Source organism: Rhizobium sp. GN54 (genome assembly GCF_021026345.1).
Lineage (GTDB): Bacteria > Pseudomonadota > Alphaproteobacteria > Rhizobiales > Rhizobiaceae > Mycoplana.
Genome location: NZ_JAJNCZ010000002.1, coordinates 150,525 through 167,582 on the forward strand (window position 1 = coordinate 150,525; position 17,058 = coordinate 167,582).

Sequence of the window (17,058 nt, forward strand, 5' to 3'; positions counted from 1 at the left end):
CCGGCGGCTCCGCGGCCGCCCGGCCCGGGATCAGGCGAGCGGCGGCAGCGGGGGAAGCGTGGCGCGCCTGCGCAGCTTGTGCTCGCGCCAGATCACGTAGAGGCCGGAGCCGATGATGATCGAGATGCCGAGCCATTTCAGCGGATCGGGCAGGTCGCCGAACACCCACCAGCCGAGTGCCGTGGCCGAGACGATCTCGAGATATTGCAGCGGCGCCAACACGGAGGCCGGCGCATTGCGGTAGGCATAGGCGCCGAAGATGCCGGAAATGGTCGCGGCGATGCCGGCGCCGACGATGTAGAACGCCGCATCGCCCTGCGGCAGGACGGGCGTGAAGGCGGGCCAGCCGAGCGAGCCGCCGACGAGAAGGGCGAGGCCGGCGAAGCCCGCGCCCCACAGGCCGGTGTGAAGCTGCATGGACCAGGGATCCTCGCTCTGCGCGGCGAGCCGGGTGATGAGCAGATAGACCGCCAGCGCGAAGGCTGAGACAATCGGCAACAGCGCGACGAGACCCACTTCCTGCAGGCTCGGCTGGATGACGAGCAGCGCGCCGAGGAAGCCCACGGCGCAGGCGGTATAGCGCCGCCAGCCGATCGTCTCCTTCAGGAAGATCGCGCCGAGGATCGTCAGGATGATCGGCTCGACGAAGAAGATCGCTAGCGCATCGGCAACCTCCATGACGGCAAGTGCCGTGACGAAGCTGATCATGACGATCGCCGTCATTAGGCCGCGCACCGCATGCAGCGCCACCTTCCGGCGGGTGAGGTCGAACAGCGTGCCGCGCCAGAGCACGATCGGTACCAGGGTCAGCGTCTGGAACAGGAAGCGGCAGAGCGTGATCACCGTGGCGGGGACGTCGACCACCGCCAGCTTGGAGAAGATGTCGATCACCGGCGCGATCAGCACGGAGACGACCATCAGCGCCAGGCCGATGCCGACTTCGTTGCGGGGGGCGATTTTCGGCGATGCCGGATGGGTGGTCATGTCTTCTTTACCGGTTCTGGCGCGCGACCCTCTGGCACCAGCGGCAGAAGTCCTCGAGGGGACCTTCGCGCAGGTCCTGCCGCTCCAGCAGGGTTTCATGGCGCAGACCGCGATAGACGACGCCGGTCACGTCGGCAAGGCCTCTCTTCTTCAGCCGCCTGGCCATCCAGGCGACGGCGCGGCCGAAATCCGTCGCCGGGTCCTCGTCGCCGCCGACGAGATGGACGGGCAGGGCGCGGGGCAGGCGGTCGATGCGCGTCGGCGATGCGGCCTCGTAGGTCATGGCGAAGATGTCGCGCCAGAGCGAGACGCTGGCGTCGAAGCCGCAAAGCGGGTCGGCGACGTAGCGCGCCACCTCGGCCTCGTCATGCGACAACCAGTCGAAGTCCGTCCGCCGGTCCGGGATCGTCTTCGCCCAGGCGCCGAAGGTGAGTTGCGGCAGCAGCGCGCTCGGCACGTCGGACCCCTTCAGCATGCGCTCGGCGCGCAGGATCGCCTGTGCGGCGCGGCCGGCCAGCCCGGGGGCGAGGTTGGAATTCCAGACCGCCAGCGCATCGATCTTGCCGGGGTGGGCCTCGGCGAAGGACAGCGCGAGGAGCCCGCCCATGGAATGGCCGAACTGGATGACCGGCAGGCCGGGGTGGCGGCCGGCGGCCATCTGGCGAACGGCCAGCATGTCTTCCACCGCGATCCGGTGGCCGTCGCGCGTGGCGAAGCGGCCAAGCGGCGCGTCGGGCGCGGTCGTCCGGCCATGGCCGCGATGGTCGTGGGCATAGACGTGGAAGCCTGCCGCCGCGAGGTGTCCGGCGAAGGCGCCGTATCGCCCGGAATGCTCGGCCAGGCCGTGGCTGACCAGCACGATGCCCAGGGGCGCGACGGAGGCTGTCGCGTGGCGCAGGGCGAGGCGGGCGCCGGTCGGGCTCTGGAGCGGCGGCATCTCGGAAAACATCGTGGGCGGGTCTCCGGCGGATCGGGCGTCGATGGCCATGAAATCGATTTCTCTTGGAATAGCAATCACATCGCCGGGGGAGATCATCCAGCAAGGGACAGTCGGAAAAGTCTGCAAAATTCCAGGTTGCATTTTTCGCGCTTATGTTGATTAATGTTTCTGTTTTGTTCTTGTTGGAGTGTCGCCATGATGTCGAGACTTGCATGCCATCTCGCCGCCTTCGCGCTTGTCGTTGGAGCCTTCGTATCGCCGGCGCTTGCCGTGACGCTCCCGGAGCAGCCTGCGAGCGAGACCAGCGGGGACGGGACGACGCGCCATGTCCTGGCGCTGACGTGGCAGCCGGGATTCTGCCTCACCCGGCCCGCACTTGCCGAATGCGCTCCGGAAGGGCGCGGAGCGGCGCCGGGCGGGCTGACCCTGCACGGGCTGTGGCAGGTGCGCAAGAGCTACTGCGGCATCGATGCGGAGCTGAAGCGACGCGACCGTTCCGGGCGATGGAGCGACCTGCCGGAACTCGTCCTGGCCGAGCGGACGGCGAAGCGGCTGTCCATGGCCATGCCCGGTACGGCCTCTGGCCTTGACCGCCACCAGTGGCTGATGAACGGCACCTGCCATGCCGCCACCGCGGAGGACTATTATGGCCGCTCGCTCGACTTTCTGGACACGGTCAACGGGTCGGCCGTCGGTGCGTTCTTCGCGGCGCATGCGGGCGAGACGGTGACGATGGCCGACGTCGCCGCCGCCTTTGACAGCGCCTTCGGCAGGGGTGCGGGCGAGCGGATCCGCCTGCGATGCCGGACCGTCGACGGCCAGGCCGTGGTGACCGGGCTGACGATCGGGCTCTCGGCGGCGGACGGCGACCTGCGATCGCTGATCCAGGGCGCTTCGGTCACGACGTCGGAGTGCGGCGCGGGCCTGCTGGCCCCGGCCGATGACCGATGAACCGAAGGTCGGGTGGCGGGAGACACCCGCCGGGGCTTCCCGGCGGTCGTTCCTGGCGACGTGGCCCGTTCCGGCGCCGTGCTGCCGTAGGTATGGCCCGGCCGGTTGCGTTCGGCAAGGCGGATGGCCGGTCCGGCAAAGACGGGCAAATCGGCTCGCAGGCGCGGTCGCCGCATTGCCGCTGGCGGGGAATTCGCCTACATAGCGGGCAAATTTCTTCCGATGCGGAGTACACGCGGTATGGCACGTCAGTTCATCTATCACATGTCGGGGCTCAACAAGGCCTATGGCAACAAGAAGATCCTCGAAAACATCCACCTGTCCTTCTATCCGGACGCCAAGATCGGCATCCTCGGTCCGAACGGCGCCGGCAAGTCGACCGTGCTGAAGATCATGGCCGGCCTGGACAAGGAGTGGACGGGCGAGGCCTGGCTCGCCGACGGTGCGAGCCTCGGCTACCTGCCGCAGGAGCCGCAGCTCGACGCGTCGAAGACCGTCATGGAGAACGTGATGGAAGGGGTGGCCGACAAGAAGGCGATCCTCGACCGCTACAACGAACTGATGATGAACTATTCGGACGAGACGGCCGAAGAGGGCGCCAAGCTGCAGGACATTATCGACAGCCAGAACCTCTGGGACCTCGAGAGCCAGGTGGAGATGGCGATGGACGCGCTGCGCTGCCCGCCGGGCGACGCGGCAGTAGACAACCTCTCGGGCGGCGAGAAGCGCCGCGTCGCGCTCTGCCAGCTTCTGCTGCGCCAGCCCGACCTCCTGCTCCTCGACGAGCCGACCAACCATCTCGACGCCGAGACGATCGCCTGGCTGGAAAAGCACCTGCGCGAATATCCGGGCGCCATCCTGATGGTCACCCACGACCGCTACTTCCTCGACAACGTCACCGGCTGGATCCTCGAGCTCGACCGCGGCCGCGGCATCCCCTACGAGGGCAACTATTCCGCCTATCTGCAGGCCAAGGCCAAGCGCATGGCGCAGGAGGAGCGCGAGGAGGGCGCCCGCCAGAAGGCCCTGTCGCGCGAACAGGAATGGATCGCGTCCTCGCCGAAGGCCCGCCAGGCCAAGTCGAAGGCGCGTATCCGCGCCTATGACGAACTGGTGGCAGCCGCCGAGAACCGTCGTCCCGGCGAGGCGCAGATCATCATCCCGGTCGGCGAGCGCCTCGGCCAAGTGGTCATCGAGGCGGAGAACCTGACGAAGTCCTATGGCGACCGGGTGCTGTTCGAGAACCTCACCTTCAAGCTGCCGCCGGGCGGGATCGTCGGCGTCATCGGCCCGAACGGCGCCGGCAAGTCGACGCTGTTCAAGCTGATCACCGGGCAGGAGACGCCGGACAGCGGCGACATCCGCGTCGGCGAGACGGTCGATCTCGGCTATGTCGACCAGAGCCGCGATTCACTCGCCGGCGACAAGACCGTGTGGGAGGAGATCTCCGGCGGCAACGACGTGATCAAGCTCGGCAAGTACGAGATGAATTCGCGCGCCTATTGCGGCGCCTTCAACTTCAAGGGCGGCGACCAGCAGCAGAAGGTCGGCACGCTGTCCGGCGGCCAGCGCAACCGCGTGCACCTCGCCAAGATGCTGAAGGCCGGCGGCAACGTCATCCTGCTCGACGAACCGACCAACGACCTCGACACCGAGACGCTGGGCGCGCTCGAGGACGCGCTGGAAAACTTCGCCGGCTGCGCGGTCATCATCAGCCACGACCGCATGTTCCTCGACCGGCTGGCAACCCATATCCTCGCCTTCGAGGGCGACAGCCGGGTCGAATGGTTCGAGGGCAACTTCGAGGACTACGAACAGGACAAGATCCGCCGCCTCGGTCCGGAGTCGGTCAATCCGAAGCGCGTCACCTACAAGCGCCTGACGCGCTGACGCGCCGTCCTCACCGCCATTCGTCGGGCGCAGCATGCAGGCCGCATGCTGCGCCCGATGTGTTTTCGGACGAAGGTTTCCGGAGGCGATCGTCGCGGAATTGGCCCCGTGCAAAGATTACGGCTTGCGCTCTTCTAAATCATGACATAAACATATCTTTATATCTTGATTGGCGCGGGTGGGCATGTGACGAAACTGGGCTTGGACGACATTGTAGAGGTTCTGAAGACCGCTGGCGAATCGACCCGGCTGAGGCTGCTGGCGCTGCTTTCCCGCGGCGACCTGACCGTGACCGACCTGACCGATATTCTCGGTCAGTCGCAGCCGCGCATTTCGCGCCACCTGAAGCTTCTCGCCGAGGCAGCGCTGATCGAGCGCTACCAGGAGGGCGCCTGGGCCTACTTCCGGCTCGCCCACGACGGCGCCGCGGTCGCGCTGGCGCGGCTGCTGCTGGAGCGGACCGATGCGGCCGATCCCGTCTTCAAGCGCGACGCCGAGCGACTGGACGTGCTGAAGCGGGCGCGGGCGGAGAAGGCGCAGGCCTATTTCAGCCGCAATGCCGCCGAATGGGACGAACTGCGCCGGCTGCATGTCAGCGAGGCGGAGGTGGAGGCGGCCCTGCTCGAGCTCATCGGCGAGGAGCCGGTCGAGGCGTTTCTCGATCTCGGCACCGGCACCGGCCGCATCCTGCAGCTTTTCGAGGGCCTGTACCGGCGCGGCGTTGGCGTCGACGCCAGCCGCGACATGCTGGCGGTGGCGCGTGCCAACCTCGACCGTGCCGGCATCACCAAGGCCTCCATCCGCCATGGCGACATCTTCAACCTGCCGCTCGAGCGCGACGAGTTCGACGTGGTGACGATCCATCAGGTGCTGCATTTCCTCGACGAGCCGAGCTCGGCGATCGCGGAGGCCGCGCGCATGCTGAAGCCGGCCGGCCGGCTGGTCATCATCGACCTTGCGCCGCACGGGCTGGAGCACCTGCGCGACGAGCACGCCCATCTGCGCCTGGGCTTCTCGCACCAGCAGATGCAGGAGTGGCTGGAGCAGGCCGGACTGTCGCCGGAACAAGCTATCGACCTGAGGCCTGCGGGCGCCGGGCCCGATGCGCTGACGGTGACGATCTGGCTGGCACGGGACCAGCGCGTCGCGGCGGACCATGCCGAACCCCTCATCGCCATCGGCCGGAGACACTGACATGACGATCGCCACGAACGCCGCTTCCAGGACCCCTGTCCCCAGCAACGGCGGCCGCAGCAGGGCCCCTAAGCTCTCCTTCGAATTCTTCCCGCCCAGGAGCGACGAGGCCGAGAAGCAGCTCGGCGAGACGATCGCGGAACTGGCCGCCTATGCGCCGGAATTCGTCTCCGTCACCTATGGCGCCGGCGGCTCCACCCGCGGGCCGACGCTTTCCACCGTGTCGCGGATCCTGCGCGAGACCGCGCTTCCGGCCGGAGCACACCTGACCTGCGTCGGCGCCACGAAGGCCGAGGTCGCAGCTGTGGTCGAGGAGTTCCGGGCGGTGGGCGTCCGCCATTTCGTGGCCCTGCGCGGGGATCCCGCCGGTGGCATCGGCGCCGCCTACGTGCCGTCGCCGGGCGGCTATGCCAACGCCGCCGAACTGGTCGCGGGCCTGAAGACGATCGCCGACTTCGAGATCTCCGTGTCGGCCTATCCGGAGAAGCATCCCGAAAGCCGCGACGTCGCAGCCGATATCGACATGCTCAAGCGCAAGGTCGACGCCGGCGCTGCGCGCGCCCTGACCCAGTTCTTCTTCGACAACGATCACTATGCCCGCTATCTCGACCGCGTGCGCGCGGCCGGCATCGAGATCCCGGTCGTGCCCGGCATCCTGCCGGTCCACAATCTCGCCCAGGTACAGAGGTTCGCCGGGCTCTGCGGGGCAAGCGTGCCGCAATGGCTGGCCGATCGCCTCGATCCGCTCGCCGATCGTCCCGAGGAGCGGGCCAAGGTGGCGATCGAACTTGCCGCGCGGCAGGTGGACGGCCTGATCGCGCTCGGCGTCGAGGAGTTTCACTTCTACACGATGAACCGCTCCGCGCTGGTGTCGGCAGTCCTCGACAGCACCGGCTTCGAACGCGGCGACGCCGTCAAGCGGGTGAGGGCGGAAGGCGCGGCAGCCTGAGCGCACCTGTCGCCGGCGCCGGTCATGACCGGCAACGAAAAAACGCATGGCACTGTGGGCCATGCGTTTTCCAGAAATAGTCTCTGCGTTTTTTGGTCCTTGAGGACTACGCTGCCGTCAGATGAAAATCATGCTGGCGACGAAGAGGAACGCGGCACTGATCATCAGAACATTCAGGGAATGTGTGATACCCATCGGCTGACCTCCCTTGCGTTGCGGGCCGATAATAGGTCCGAAAAATCCGTTTTGAAAAGTTGTTTGTGTGTTGCATTGCGGCATCACTGGATCTGCCGTCGGTTTTCCACAATTCTAAACAGCTGATCTTAAAAGCTATTTTGGCCTGCGCAGGCCTTCACGAAATCTTCACCTCGGTTAACGGCGGTGATCACGATTTCGTAGCAAAGAACGGTTCCGGGGCAGAATCAGTTCCATTCCGGCACGGTCGCTATGCCTTCGCCCACCGCAGCAGCCGTCCATCGAGGATGACGAGGCCGAGCAAGACGAGCAGCATGCCGGCGGCGACCGGCAGCGAGATGCTTTCGCCGAGGAAAACGACGCCCGCGAGGATGGCACTCGGCGGCACGAGCAAGGTGACGAGAGAGGTGTTGGTCGCGCCGGCGGCCGCCATGATGCGGAAGAACAGGATATAGGCGTAGGCGGTGGACAGGAGCGCCAGCGCCAGGACGGCGAGCACCACGCCGAAAGGCGGCATCGGCAGCGACCAGGGCTGGTCGACGATCGCAGCCAGCGGCAGGAGCACGACGGAGGAGGCGGTGAGCTGACCCGTCGCCGTCACCGGCGGGGCGACGCCGCGGAAGCGCTTCCCATAGGTGGCGGAGAGCCCGTAGCTGGCGGCGGCTGCGACCGGCAGGAGCAGGGCCCAGAGCGGCGGTCCGTCGGTGCCGCCGGCAAAGGGCGCGAGCGCGCGCGGTCCGACCAGGACGGCGGTGCCGAGCAGGCCGACCAGGCAGCCGGCCATCTTCGCCGTCGTCATCTTCTCGTCCTCGGTCAGCCGGTTGGCGATCAGGACCGTGAAGATGGGCGTCGTGGCGTTCAGGATTGCCGCCAGCCCGGCGCCGATCTCCGTCTGCCCAGTGAAGATCAGGATGTGGGGAATGACATTGTTCAGGAGCCCCATGGCGAGGAACTCCCGCCAGCGCAGCCGCAACGTCTTATAGAGCCCGTGCCGGCCGCGCAGGTAGAGGTGAAGGGCGAGTGCTGCGATCGCGACGCGCAGCAGTACGAGGGTGACGGGCGGGATATGCTGGACGGCGATGCGGGCGAAGAAGAACGATCCGCCCCAGATCAGCCCGAGAAACACCAGCATGGCCCAGGTCCTTGCCGTCATCGTCTGCGGCTGCACTGTTGCCATCTCGTTCATGGTGTCTCTCCTCGCTCAAAGGCTCCGGCTCTGGAGCCGCGGCATAGGGCACCGCGCGGGCTCGGCCCACCCGATTCGCATCGTCGCCGGGCAAGGACGACGATGCAATCTCGATTTGTGGCGCTGGATCAGGGATCGGGGCGACGGGAGGTCGATGGGCGCCGGGACAGTGCGGTGTCGAGCGACGGGAATCCCGCATCCGGTCGCATCGGCGGATGCGGCAGCGCCCCGGTGAAGCGGGAGGCGCTGCAGGAAAGGCAAGAGGCATTGCCGGCCTTGCCGGGACCGGAGCGGGAAGGCCGCTCCGGCCGGGGGCGGTTCAGAGCGCGCCGAGCAGGGCCGGGGTGGCCCAGCCGTCGGCCGGCAGGCCGAGGCGGAGCTGTTCCTTCTGGATCGCCGCCCGCGTGCCCGAGCCGAGAATGCCGTCGATCTTGCCGACGTCGTGGCCCAGTTCGGCAAGCCGCGTCTGCAACGCCTTCATGCCGCCGTCGTCGAGACCCGCTTCCGGCTCGCCCTTCTGATAGGGCGGGGCGCCGGCGAGGCGGGTGGCGAAATAGGCGGCCGAGGTCGTGTAGATGAACGACTGGTTCCATTCCAGGTAGATGTTGAAGTTCGGATAGGTGATGAAGGCCGGGCCCTTGCGGCCCTGCGGCAGCACCAGCGAGGCGGCGAGGCCGGAGAATTCGGTGTTGCCGTCGCGCGGCGTGACGCCGAGGGCGAACCAGTCGCCGGCGGTCATGCCCGACTGCAGGCCGGTCCTCTCGAAGGGCAGGACCTCGGGCACCGAGACTTCCTGGATCCACGGCTGGCCCTTGGTGAAGCCGAGGTGCTGGATGAACTTCGCAGCCGTCAGGATCGCATCCGGGGCGCTGCTCTTGACGTTGACGTGGCCGTCGCCGTCGCCATCGACGCCGAAGGCGATGATGTCCCTCGGCAGCATCTGCACCTGGCCAATCTCGCCGGCCCAGGCGCCGGTCGTCGTCGCCGGGTCGAGATCGCCGTGCTGGACCATCTGGATCGCCGCGATCAGTTGCGGGCGGAACAGTTCCGGGCGGCGGCAGTCATGGGAGAGGGTGACGAGCGCGTTGCGCGTGTTGAAGTCGCCCTGGACGGCGCCGAAGTCCGTCTCCATCGCCCAGAATGCGGCGATGACGGCGCCGGGCACGCCGAACTCCTGCTCGGCCCGCTGGAAGACGTTCGAGAGTTCCTGCAGCTTCCTTCGGCCGATATCGAGACGTGACTGGCTGACGGTCCGCTTCGAGAATTCGAGGAAGGTCTGGCGGAAGACGCCCTGGGCGCGGTCGCGCGAGAGCACCTTCGGGTCGATCGCAGCACCCGCAAGGGCCGTGTCGATGGCGTCGCCCGGGATCTGGTTGGCCGCCGCCTCCGCCCGCACGCCGTCGAGGAAGGCCGGGAGATCGCCGCCGCAGGCGACGGCCGGTGCGTTTGCCTGTGCGGGGGACTGGGCCGGAGCCTGTTGGGCGAGCGCCGTGCCTGAGAGGAAAAGCGCCGCCAGGGCGCCAATCGGCAGGAATCGCGGTTGCATATGCGGGGATCCTTTCATTCGGTTGCCCCCGCTTCTCAAATTAATGTGACAGAAGCAAGAAGCAAAAATGCCGTGCCCGCGCCGGTCGCATCACTCTGCCGTGAGCGGGGCGGGATGCCTCGTCAATCCCGCTTCCCGCGGCCCTCAGCGCGAGACCTGCGCCACCCAGCTCTTCCAGTTCTGGTGCGAGCCGGCAAAGACGTTGATGTCGGTGTCGCCCTTGATGCCGGGCACGATGCCGGTGCTGGTGTACTGCCAGAAATGCCATTTGCGGCCATAGACGTTTTCGGGGTGATCGGCGACGGCGCGCAGCCACAGCGGATACTTGCCGAAGGCGCCGACCATGTTCTCGCGGTGGAAATCGACGGTCGTGTAGATGATCGGCCGCTTGCCGTAATGCGCCTCCAGCCGGTCGAGGAAGCGCTGCAGCAGGGCGCGGACCTCCGCCGGCGGCGGGCGCTTGCGGCAGGTAGGCGACAGCGGGTTCCATTCGGCGTCGAGCACCGGCGGCAGCTGTACTGCGGCCTTGGGCACGTTGCGGATGAACCAGTCGGCCTGTTCGTCCGGCGTCGAGCAGAAATAGTAGAAATGATAGGGCGCATGCGCGATGCCGGCGGCGCGGGCGCCGCGCCAGTAGGCGTCGAAGGCCCCGTCGATCCGGTCCTTGCCTTCGGTCGCCTTGATGAAGACGAAGGAGACCCCCGACGCCTTCACCGTCGGCCAGTCGATGTCGCCGTTCCACTTGGAGACGTCGATGCCATGGACCTCGTGATGATGCGGGGTGCGGTAGCCGAAATCCTGCGGATCGCTGTCCTTGAAGCGCGGCTTGATCGGCGCCGTCGAGACGAAGTCGTAGTCGGTCGTGGAGCACGATGCCGCGAGAAGGGCAAGGGGCAGGAGAGCCAGAAGAAGCCGACGCATGGGTGTCCCGGGTTTGGCGCGTCCCCCTCGGACGCGGCGCAGAAGATGCGCGGCGATACTGCCTCACCGGCAGGGCTCGGTAAAGGGCGGAACGGCACTTGCGCCGCGCATCGGCGATGCCCGGCGCAAGTGCGAGCCCTGCCTGTCCGGCATTTCAAGGCCGGGCAGGCGTCCGGGTCAGAACTTCCAGCCGACGCCCAGCATCACGTCGCTGCTCTTCAGGTCGGTGTTCACGCCCATCAGGTCGGCATCGCCGTAGTCGGTGTAGCGATACTCGGCGCGGCCGATGAAGTTGTCGGTGAAGGCATGCTCGAAGCCCGCGCCGATCGTCCAGCCGTTCAAGGTCTTGCTGTCGCTGTCGCCGGTCTCGCGGTCGCGCAGCTCGGCGTTGGTGAAGGCGTAGCCGCCGGTCGCATAGACGAGCGTGCGGTCGAAGGCGTAGCCCATACGGGCGCGCAGCGAGCCGCTCCAGTCGCTCTTCAGCTCCATCGGGATGCCGCCGAGGTCGAACTTGTCCTCGTTCCAGTTGTACTTCACGTCGCCTTCCAGGCCGATGACGAAGGGGCCGGTCTGGTAGTTGTAGCCGGTGTAGCCGCCGAGCGCCCATCCGTCGAGGCCGGGGCTTTCGGAGATGCCGGCGTCGTCCACCTCGGCATCGCCCCAGCCGTAGCCGGTCTGCGCACCGACGTAGAACCCGTTCCAGTCGTAGATGCCGGAGACTTCCTCGATGACGGGCGCGACGGGGGCCTCGACCGGCGCCATGTCGGCGGCGAGCACGCCGGTCGCAGAGGCTGCGATCGCAAGTGCTGCCGCTCCGAGCGCGATTGATTTCATGGTTGTCTTCCTTCTGCTTCGAACGTGTCGACACGACCCCTTTGGAGCCGACACGGTTACAACCCCTTAGCGCCCAAGAGGTTTCATAGAAAGACGAGCAAAATCGGGCAGGGGCCGCGGACCCCGCGGAGGCCGGCTATCCGGGCATTTTCGCAATCGAGAGCCAGGCATAGCCGCCATAGGGCGTCTCGGAAGCCACAATTGCGCCACGCCGCGCGGCCGCATCGGCGATCACGTTCATGAGATCCGGGCGCGGAGTGACGTGGAAACGGGCGAGCCAGCCCTGCAGCAGACGGCGGAAGGCGGCGGGAAGCCGTTCCTGCTGGCCGAAGTCGACCACGTGCAGCGAGCCGCCGGGATTGAGCGCGTCGAGCGCCCGCTCGACGGCGTCCCGCCACGCCGGGATCATCGACAGCGAATAGGAGATGACGATGCGGTCGAAACCGGTTTCGCCGAACTCGGCCGCCCGGAAGGCGGTGGCGTCGGCAACACGCAGGACCGGGCGCGTGCCGGCGGTGGCTGCAAACTTCTTCTCCGCCGTCTCCAGCATCGCCCGGGAGATGTCGAGGCCGAAGAAGCGGGCATCGGGGTAGCGCCTTGCCATGCAGGCGATGTTGCGGCCGGTGCCGCAGCCGACCTCGAGGACCGATTGGCCGGCGCGCGCGTCGAGCCCGTCCATCAGCCGGTCGCGGCCGAAGAGATAGTATTTGCGCGTCAGGTCGTAGACGTGCCGCTGGTAGCGGTACTGTCGGTCCATCCTCTCGGCATGGGCCGTGTCGGGCATATCATCGGGCACGGCTGCGGAGAGCGCGGGATGCTCCCGGCGCATCAGGGCTTCTTCCGGTAGATGTGGAAGCCGCCGTAGATGGCCGAGCGGTCCTTCATCCCGAGCGCTGCGGAACGGTCGCGCTCGTAGGTCCAGAGGTCGAGCAGGCGGGAGGAGACCTTACCGTCGAGGATGCTCTTTTCGGCGGCGGTGCGGAAGATGACGACGGCGTCGGGGGCCGCGGTGCGGGTGATCTCGGTCCAGAGCGCGTTCAGCTGCTCCTCGTTCATCCAGTCCTGCGCGTCGAGCAGGACGTAGCGGTCGACGGAGGCGGCAGGCTTGGCGGCCAGAAGCTCGGTGAAATTGGCGTGGTGGACGCGAACGCGGGCGGCGTTGTCGCGGATGGCGCCGTAGTTCTCCGCCCGCAGGTAGTCTGGCAGCGTTCCTTCGTAGCGCGACGGATAGCGACGACCGAAGGCCTGCCAGGCGAAGTAGTTCTCCTTCAGCGGGAAATGGCAGGCGAGCTTCTCCAGCCGCTGGCGCAGAACCGGAGCAAGCGAGCGGCCGTCATTGACGCTGGCGAGTTCGTCGAACTGCTGCGGCGGAATGCCGAGGCCGAACAGCGAGGCCTTGCGCGAGGTCATCCAGCGGATCAGCGGACGATCGAAGAGGGGGGCGATGCGGGTGTCGAAGAACTGGCGCTGCTCGCGCAGCGACCGGCACTTGACGAAGTCGCGCGGGTCCAGCCCGTGCAGCCTCGCCACCACATGGCCGAGCAGGATGAAGCGGCCGAGCAGGCCGGTGCGGTAGATGTTACGGTTGAAGACGCCGATGCGGCGGCGCCCGCGCATGTCGCGGCCGTTCCAGTAGTCGCGGGTGGCGTCCTCGAGCCGCGGCTCGAGGAACAGCTGATAGGCCTCGCGGTTGGAGGCCATGTTGTCGCCGCCGAGGAAACGCGCCACGTCGGCATGCGAGGGCATGTGGCGGAAGGTGGCGAGCTTCAGCCGGTTCAGGGCGATGTGGTGCGGGTTGAGATCGACGACGTCGATGCTCTCCGGCGCGCGCGTCAGGTAGGCCAGCATGTTGCAGCCGCCGGAGCCGATGGTGACGATGCGGTGGCCGGCGCAGAGCTCCATGGCCTCCATGTCGACGGCCGGATCCTCCCAGATCTGCGGATAGACGAGGCCGGTGAAGAGCAGGCCGAACAGGCGTTCCGACAGGCCCTCGAGCGAAAGCGCGCGGTGCTGCAGCAGCGCCGACTTCAGTCTCTCGTTGCGTCCGTAGCCTGCATTCCTGGCGAGTTCGCTCATGACACCGTTCCGTCCTTCGAGGGCTTTCGGGGGAGATATCTGCGTCGCGCAACAGTTTGATGACCGGAACTGTGCATTGTCATCCAGCCTTCATGACGGGGCCGCGGCCGGGCCGCCGTGACAAACACATGACAAACCCATGACATGGAAAGGACTTTTCTTGCCGGCCGATTCCTGATTGTCTGCGGCCGGACGAAAAGGTCGCCGACCAGGGGAGACGCATGGGCCGGTATCTGCGGATCGTTGCAAGGACAGTGCTCGGGGGCGCGGTCTTCCTTGCGGTTGCCGGCAGCTGGCTGATCGTCAGCCCGCCCGAACTGCTCAGGGTCGGTTCCGGATATGCGGCCAAGATCGTCTGCTCGAACGTCTTTCTCGCCGGGCGCGACCCGCAGGACGTGCTTGCGACCGACGTGCAGGCGCCGGGGCATCCGCTGCTACGGCTGATGCGCCAGTCGGTGGACCACGAGGACAAGACGGTGACGGCGTCGCTGCTCGGCATTTTCGCGCCGGGCCATGCGGCCTACCGCGAGGGGTTCGGCTGCACGGGCGTTCCCGACGGCGATTTCGTCACCGCGCGCCAGACGGTCGCGGATGTGCCGCTGCCGCCCGTGGCCGCGCCGCCGGCCGATCGCCCCTGGCCGGAGGGGAAGGGCGAAAGCTACGATCCGCGCCTCGATGCCGTCCTCGCCGATCCGGCCCTGCTCGGTCCCGGCGTCCGCGGCGTGGCCGTGATCCACAACGGACGGCTCGTCGGTGAACGCTACGGCGATGGCTTTTCCGAAGAGACGCCACTGCTCGGCTGGTCCGTTTCCAAGACGGTCAACGCCGCCCTGCTCGGCCGGCTGATGCAGGACCACCGGCTGTCGCCGACGCAGGCGAACCTGTTTGCGGAATGGAACGGCGACGCGCGCGCGAAGATCACGATCGCCGACCTCCTGGCGATGCAGAGCGGCCTGGAGTTCAACGAGGATTACGGCGAGGTCACCGACGTCACGCGAATGCTGTTTCTCGAGCCCAACATGGCCCGGTACGCGGCCTCGTTCCCGCTGTCGTCCAGCCCGGGCGAGACGTTCAGCTATTCGAGCGGGACGGCGATCCTGCTTTCGCGCGTGTTCATGAGCGCGCTCGGGGACCGCTGGCGCGCGCTCGCCTATCCGGCGGCGGCGCTGTTTGCGCCGCTCGGCATGAAGAGCGCGGTGATGGAGACCGACGAGACCGGCATCTTCGTCGGCTCGTCCTACATGTATGCCACGACGCGCGACTGGGCGCGGTTCGCGCAACTGCTTCTGAACGACGGGACATGGAACGGCATGCGGCTGTTGCCGGAGGGATATGTGGCGGCGATGGGAACGCCGTCATCAGCATCCGGCGGCGCCTACGGACAGGCGCAGACATGGATCGACGGGCCGGGGCGGGAGCCCGATTCCCGCTACGGCCTGCCGGACGATACCTTCTGGATGCTGGGCCATGATGGCCAGGCGATCGCGGTCGTCCCGTCGCGCAACATCGCCGTGGTCCGGCTGGGGCTCACGCCTTCCAGGCTCGGTTACCGGCCGCAGGAACTGGTGCGCGGGGTCGTCGACGCGCTTGCAACGGAGGACTGAGGGAGGGGCGAGGCCTTATTTCAGGCCGGTCTCCTCGAGGAGGCCCTTGCGCTTGGCGGTGTAGTAATAGCCGCTCGCATAGAGGCGCACGGCGCCGTCATGCTGGTTGTCGGCCACCATCAACGCGCCGCGCAGATATTTCGCAGCGTATTTGATGTTGGTCTCGGCATCGAACAGGCCGTCCGGCGTGCCCGTATAGCCCATGCCCTTGGCCGTGTTGTAGCGGATCTGCATGAGGCCGTAATTGCCCTTGCTGTAGGCCTTGGGATTGTAGCCGCTCTCGCGCTTGATCACCCGGTGCAGCAGCACTTCGGGGATGTCGTAGATGGCGGCATATTTCGTGACCAGCGCATCGATCGGGGTGCCGGACTTCTGGAAGGTCTGGCTGTCCTGCGACGGCGCCGTGCGCATCGGGCTTGCGGCAAAGGCGGTGGCCTGGAACGCGGGCTTGGCGACGGGGACGATCTGGTGGGTGGCGACGAGCTGTTCGAGGCCTTCCGGCTCGCCGGTGTCGAAGCCCGGCTCCATCACCGCCGCCTCGAAGGAGGCCGGCATGAACTTTGCGGAGCCGGGATCGGAGGACGCCGCGGCCGCTACGGCGCTCGCCTGGATCTCCGCCGCCTGCGGCGCCGCTGCAGCGGCGATCGCCGCCTCGGCACCGGTTTCTCGCGTCGTCTCCACCACCGCGGCAAGGGCCTGCGCTCCGCCGTTTGCGGTCGCCGTGGGATCCGCGACCGGCGCCGGCAGGGCGTAGGCGGACATTTCCGTTCCGGGCTTGGCGATCGGCATCACGGTCCGGGCCGCCGCCATCTCTTCCGCCGGCGTTTGGATCACGCTCGCGCAGCCGCCGATGGCGAGCATCGCCATCGCGCAACCCGTGGAAAGAACATGCCTGCCGCGGATCGGGAATCTGTGTGCCATCAGTCGCTCTCGTCTTGCCTGGAGGCCCTGAAATCCGAGGGATTCGGGCGCGGCTGCAAATCAACGGCGCTTCGACCGTGTTTCGTCCATTAACCTATCGTCAGGGTTCGGGCAACCCGCCGGCTGTGCCGCCGGTCAGGCGGCGGCCCGGCGCAGGCCTACCGTCAGCAGCCCGGCGCCGATCAGGAGCGAGCCGCCGACACGGTTGACGGCCCTCTGGATGGCCGGTTTGCGGATGGTGCCGCGGGCTCCCGACGCCATCAGCGCATAGGTCGTGGCATTCAGCGTCGCCAGCACCAGGAAGGTTATCTCGAAGATCACCATCTGCGGCAGGACCGGCCGCGACAGGTCGAGGAATTGCGGCAGGAAGGCCACGAAGAAGACGATGCTCTTGGGGTTCAGCGCCGTCACCACATAGGCATGGGCGAAGATGCGGAACGGCCGCTCCTCGGGTACAGCATCCCCCTCCGCGGCGCCGGCGCTTGCGACCGGCGCGCGCCAGAGCTTGATGCCGAGCCAGACGAGATAGGCGGCGCCGACCCATTTCAGGACGGTGAAGATCGTGGCCGAGGTCGCCAGCAGCGCGCCGAGGCCCAGCATGGAGGCGGTCATGGCGGTGAAATCGCCGAGCGCGACGCCGGCCACCGTCGCACCCGTCGTCTTGCGGCCGTGGCCGAGCGCATAGGAGATGACCAGCAGGATGGTCGGGCCGGGAATGGCCAGCATGATGGCGGATGCGGCGGCAAAGGCCAGCCAGTGTTCGAACGACATGAAAACTCCCCCGAGGCGGTCGCGTCGGGGGAGCAAGCCACGGGGGCGGCGCCCCGTCAACAGGTTTCGGCGACCGCGCGCGCGCCGGGCCGGGAA

15 protein-coding genes are annotated in these 17,058 nt (G+C 67.3%); 5 read left to right on the top strand and 10 right to left on the bottom strand.

What is annotated here, in order from left to right; translation table 11 throughout:
* Positions 1–30: 30 nt before the first annotated feature.
* Together LQK81_RS06765 and LQK81_RS06770 are read right to left on the bottom strand one after the other, a co-directional pair.
* A complete protein-coding gene (locus LQK81_RS06765; RefSeq protein WP_230804707.1) occupies positions 31–984 on the bottom strand; it encodes a DMT family transporter in 954 nt (317 codons plus the stop codon).
* A gap of 7 nt (positions 985–991) precedes the next feature.
* Positions 992–1,933 (bottom strand): alpha/beta fold hydrolase, encoded by a 942-nt coding sequence (locus LQK81_RS06770; protein ID WP_230805608.1) that lies wholly within the window; start codon positions 1,931–1,933, stop codon positions 992–994.
* Positions 1,934–2,122: 189 nt separating this feature from the next.
* Here LQK81_RS06770 and LQK81_RS06775 point away from each other — a divergent pair, with 189 nt between their 5' ends.
* The 4 genes from LQK81_RS06775 to metF all read left to right on the top strand — a co-directional run bounded on the left by LQK81_RS06775 (position 2,123) and on the right by metF (position 6,908).
* Positions 2,123–2,875, top strand: a complete 753-nt coding sequence (locus LQK81_RS06775; protein WP_230804709.1) for a ribonuclease T2 family protein — start codon at positions 2,123–2,125, stop codon at positions 2,873–2,875.
* Between the two features lie 240 nt (positions 2,876–3,115).
* On the top strand, positions 3,116–4,765 hold the full coding sequence (gene ettA / locus LQK81_RS06780; protein ID WP_230804711.1) for an energy-dependent translational throttle protein EttA: 1,650 nt from the start codon (positions 3,116–3,118) through the stop codon (positions 4,763–4,765).
* Positions 4,766–4,960: 195 nt separating this feature from the next.
* The gene (locus LQK81_RS06785; protein ID WP_230805610.1) at positions 4,961–5,959 is read left to right on the top strand and encodes an ArsR/SmtB family transcription factor; all 999 of its coding nucleotides are present in this window, start codon (positions 4,961–4,963) and stop codon (positions 5,957–5,959) included.
* A 1-nt stretch (position 5,960) separates the two neighbouring features.
* The gene (gene metF, locus LQK81_RS06790) at positions 5,961–6,908 is read left to right on the top strand and encodes a methylenetetrahydrofolate reductase [NAD(P)H] (RefSeq protein ID WP_230804713.1); all 948 of its coding nucleotides are present in this window, start codon (positions 5,961–5,963) and stop codon (positions 6,906–6,908) included.
* Between the two features lie 445 nt (positions 6,909–7,353).
* Here metF and LQK81_RS06795 read toward each other — a convergent pair whose 3' ends face one another.
* The 6 genes from LQK81_RS06795 to LQK81_RS06820 form a co-directional block, all read right to left on the bottom strand.
* Positions 7,354–8,289 (bottom strand): DMT family transporter, encoded by a 936-nt coding sequence (locus tag LQK81_RS06795; protein WP_230804714.1) that lies wholly within the window; start codon positions 8,287–8,289, stop codon positions 7,354–7,356.
* 319 nt (positions 8,290–8,608) lie between these two features.
* Complete coding sequence (locus tag LQK81_RS06800; protein WP_230804715.1) at positions 8,609–9,835, bottom strand: lytic murein transglycosylase; 1,227 nt, start codon at positions 9,833–9,835, stop codon at positions 8,609–8,611.
* Between the two features lie 144 nt (positions 9,836–9,979).
* Positions 9,980–10,756 (bottom strand): glycoside hydrolase family 25 protein, encoded by a 777-nt coding sequence (locus LQK81_RS06805; protein ID WP_230804716.1) that lies wholly within the window; start codon positions 10,754–10,756, stop codon positions 9,980–9,982.
* 177 nt (positions 10,757–10,933) lie between these two features.
* On the bottom strand, positions 10,934–11,590 hold the full coding sequence (locus tag LQK81_RS06810) for an outer membrane protein (RefSeq protein WP_230804717.1): 657 nt from the start codon (positions 11,588–11,590) through the stop codon (positions 10,934–10,936).
* A gap of 136 nt (positions 11,591–11,726) precedes the next feature.
* Positions 11,727–12,419 carry a class I SAM-dependent methyltransferase gene (locus tag LQK81_RS06815; RefSeq protein WP_230804718.1) on the bottom strand — a complete coding sequence of 231 codons (693 nt, stop codon included), beginning with the start codon at positions 12,417–12,419 and terminating at the stop codon, positions 11,727–11,729.
* On the bottom strand, positions 12,419–13,666 hold the full coding sequence (locus tag LQK81_RS06820; protein WP_230804719.1) for a DUF3419 family protein: 1,248 nt from the start codon (positions 13,664–13,666) through the stop codon (positions 12,419–12,421). The genes LQK81_RS06815 and LQK81_RS06820 overlap by 1 nt, the downstream gene beginning before the upstream one ends.
* Before the next feature lie 221 nt (positions 13,667–13,887).
* On the opposite strand from LQK81_RS06820, the gene LQK81_RS06825 reads away from it, so the two are divergent.
* The gene (locus LQK81_RS06825; RefSeq protein WP_230804720.1) at positions 13,888–15,270 is read left to right on the top strand and encodes a serine hydrolase domain-containing protein; all 1,383 of its coding nucleotides are present in this window, start codon (positions 13,888–13,890) and stop codon (positions 15,268–15,270) included.
* A 15-nt stretch (positions 15,271–15,285) separates the two neighbouring features.
* Here LQK81_RS06825 and LQK81_RS06830 read toward each other — a convergent pair whose 3' ends face one another.
* Together LQK81_RS06830 and LQK81_RS06835 are read right to left on the bottom strand one after the other, a co-directional pair.
* A complete protein-coding gene (locus tag LQK81_RS06830; RefSeq protein WP_230804721.1) occupies positions 15,286–16,191 on the bottom strand; it encodes a lytic transglycosylase domain-containing protein in 906 nt (301 codons plus the stop codon).
* 135 nt (positions 16,192–16,326) lie between these two features.
* A complete protein-coding gene (locus LQK81_RS06835) occupies positions 16,327–16,962 on the bottom strand; it encodes a LysE family translocator (RefSeq protein WP_230804723.1) in 636 nt (211 codons plus the stop codon).
* Positions 16,963–17,058: the final 96 nt, after the last annotated feature.

Excerpts from the sequence above, each read along its gene's own strand:
- LQK81_RS06805 (WP_230804716.1), bottom strand. The coding sequence starts at position 10,756 with ATGCGTCGGCTTCTTCTGGCTCTCCTGCCCCTTGCCCTTCTCGCGGCA.
- LQK81_RS06775 (WP_230804709.1), top strand. The coding sequence starts at position 2,123 with ATGTCGAGACTTGCATGCCATCTCGCCGCCTTCGCGCTTGTCGTTGGA.
- LQK81_RS06815 (WP_230804718.1), bottom strand. The coding sequence starts at position 12,419 with ATGCGCCGGGAGCATCCCGCGCTCTCCGCAGCCGTGCCCGATGATATG.
- LQK81_RS06825 (WP_230804720.1), top strand. The coding sequence starts at position 13,888 with ATGGGCCGGTATCTGCGGATCGTTGCAAGGACAGTGCTCGGGGGCGCG.
- LQK81_RS06765 (WP_230804707.1), bottom strand. The coding sequence starts at position 984 with ATGACCACCCATCCGGCATCGCCGAAAATCGCCCCCCGCAACGAAGTC.
- metF (WP_230804713.1), top strand. The coding sequence starts at position 5,961 with ATGACGATCGCCACGAACGCCGCTTCCAGGACCCCTGTCCCCAGCAAC.
- LQK81_RS06820 (WP_230804719.1), bottom strand. The coding sequence starts at position 13,666 with ATGAGCGAACTCGCCAGGAATGCAGGCTACGGACGCAACGAGAGACTG.
- LQK81_RS06770 (WP_230805608.1), bottom strand. The coding sequence starts at position 1,933 with ATGTTTTCCGAGATGCCGCCGCTCCAGAGCCCGACCGGCGCCCGCCTC.
- LQK81_RS06795 (WP_230804714.1), bottom strand. The coding sequence starts at position 8,289 with ATGAACGAGATGGCAACAGTGCAGCCGCAGACGATGACGGCAAGGACC.
- LQK81_RS06810 (WP_230804717.1), bottom strand. The coding sequence starts at position 11,590 with ATGAAATCAATCGCGCTCGGAGCGGCAGCACTTGCGATCGCAGCCTCT.
- LQK81_RS06800 (WP_230804715.1), bottom strand. The coding sequence starts at position 9,835 with ATGCAACCGCGATTCCTGCCGATTGGCGCCCTGGCGGCGCTTTTCCTC.
- ettA (WP_230804711.1), top strand. The coding sequence starts at position 3,116 with ATGGCACGTCAGTTCATCTATCACATGTCGGGGCTCAACAAGGCCTAT.
- LQK81_RS06835 (WP_230804723.1), bottom strand. The coding sequence starts at position 16,962 with ATGTCGTTCGAACACTGGCTGGCCTTTGCCGCCGCATCCGCCATCATG.
- LQK81_RS06830 (WP_230804721.1), bottom strand. The coding sequence starts at position 16,191 with ATGGCACACAGATTCCCGATCCGCGGCAGGCATGTTCTTTCCACGGGT.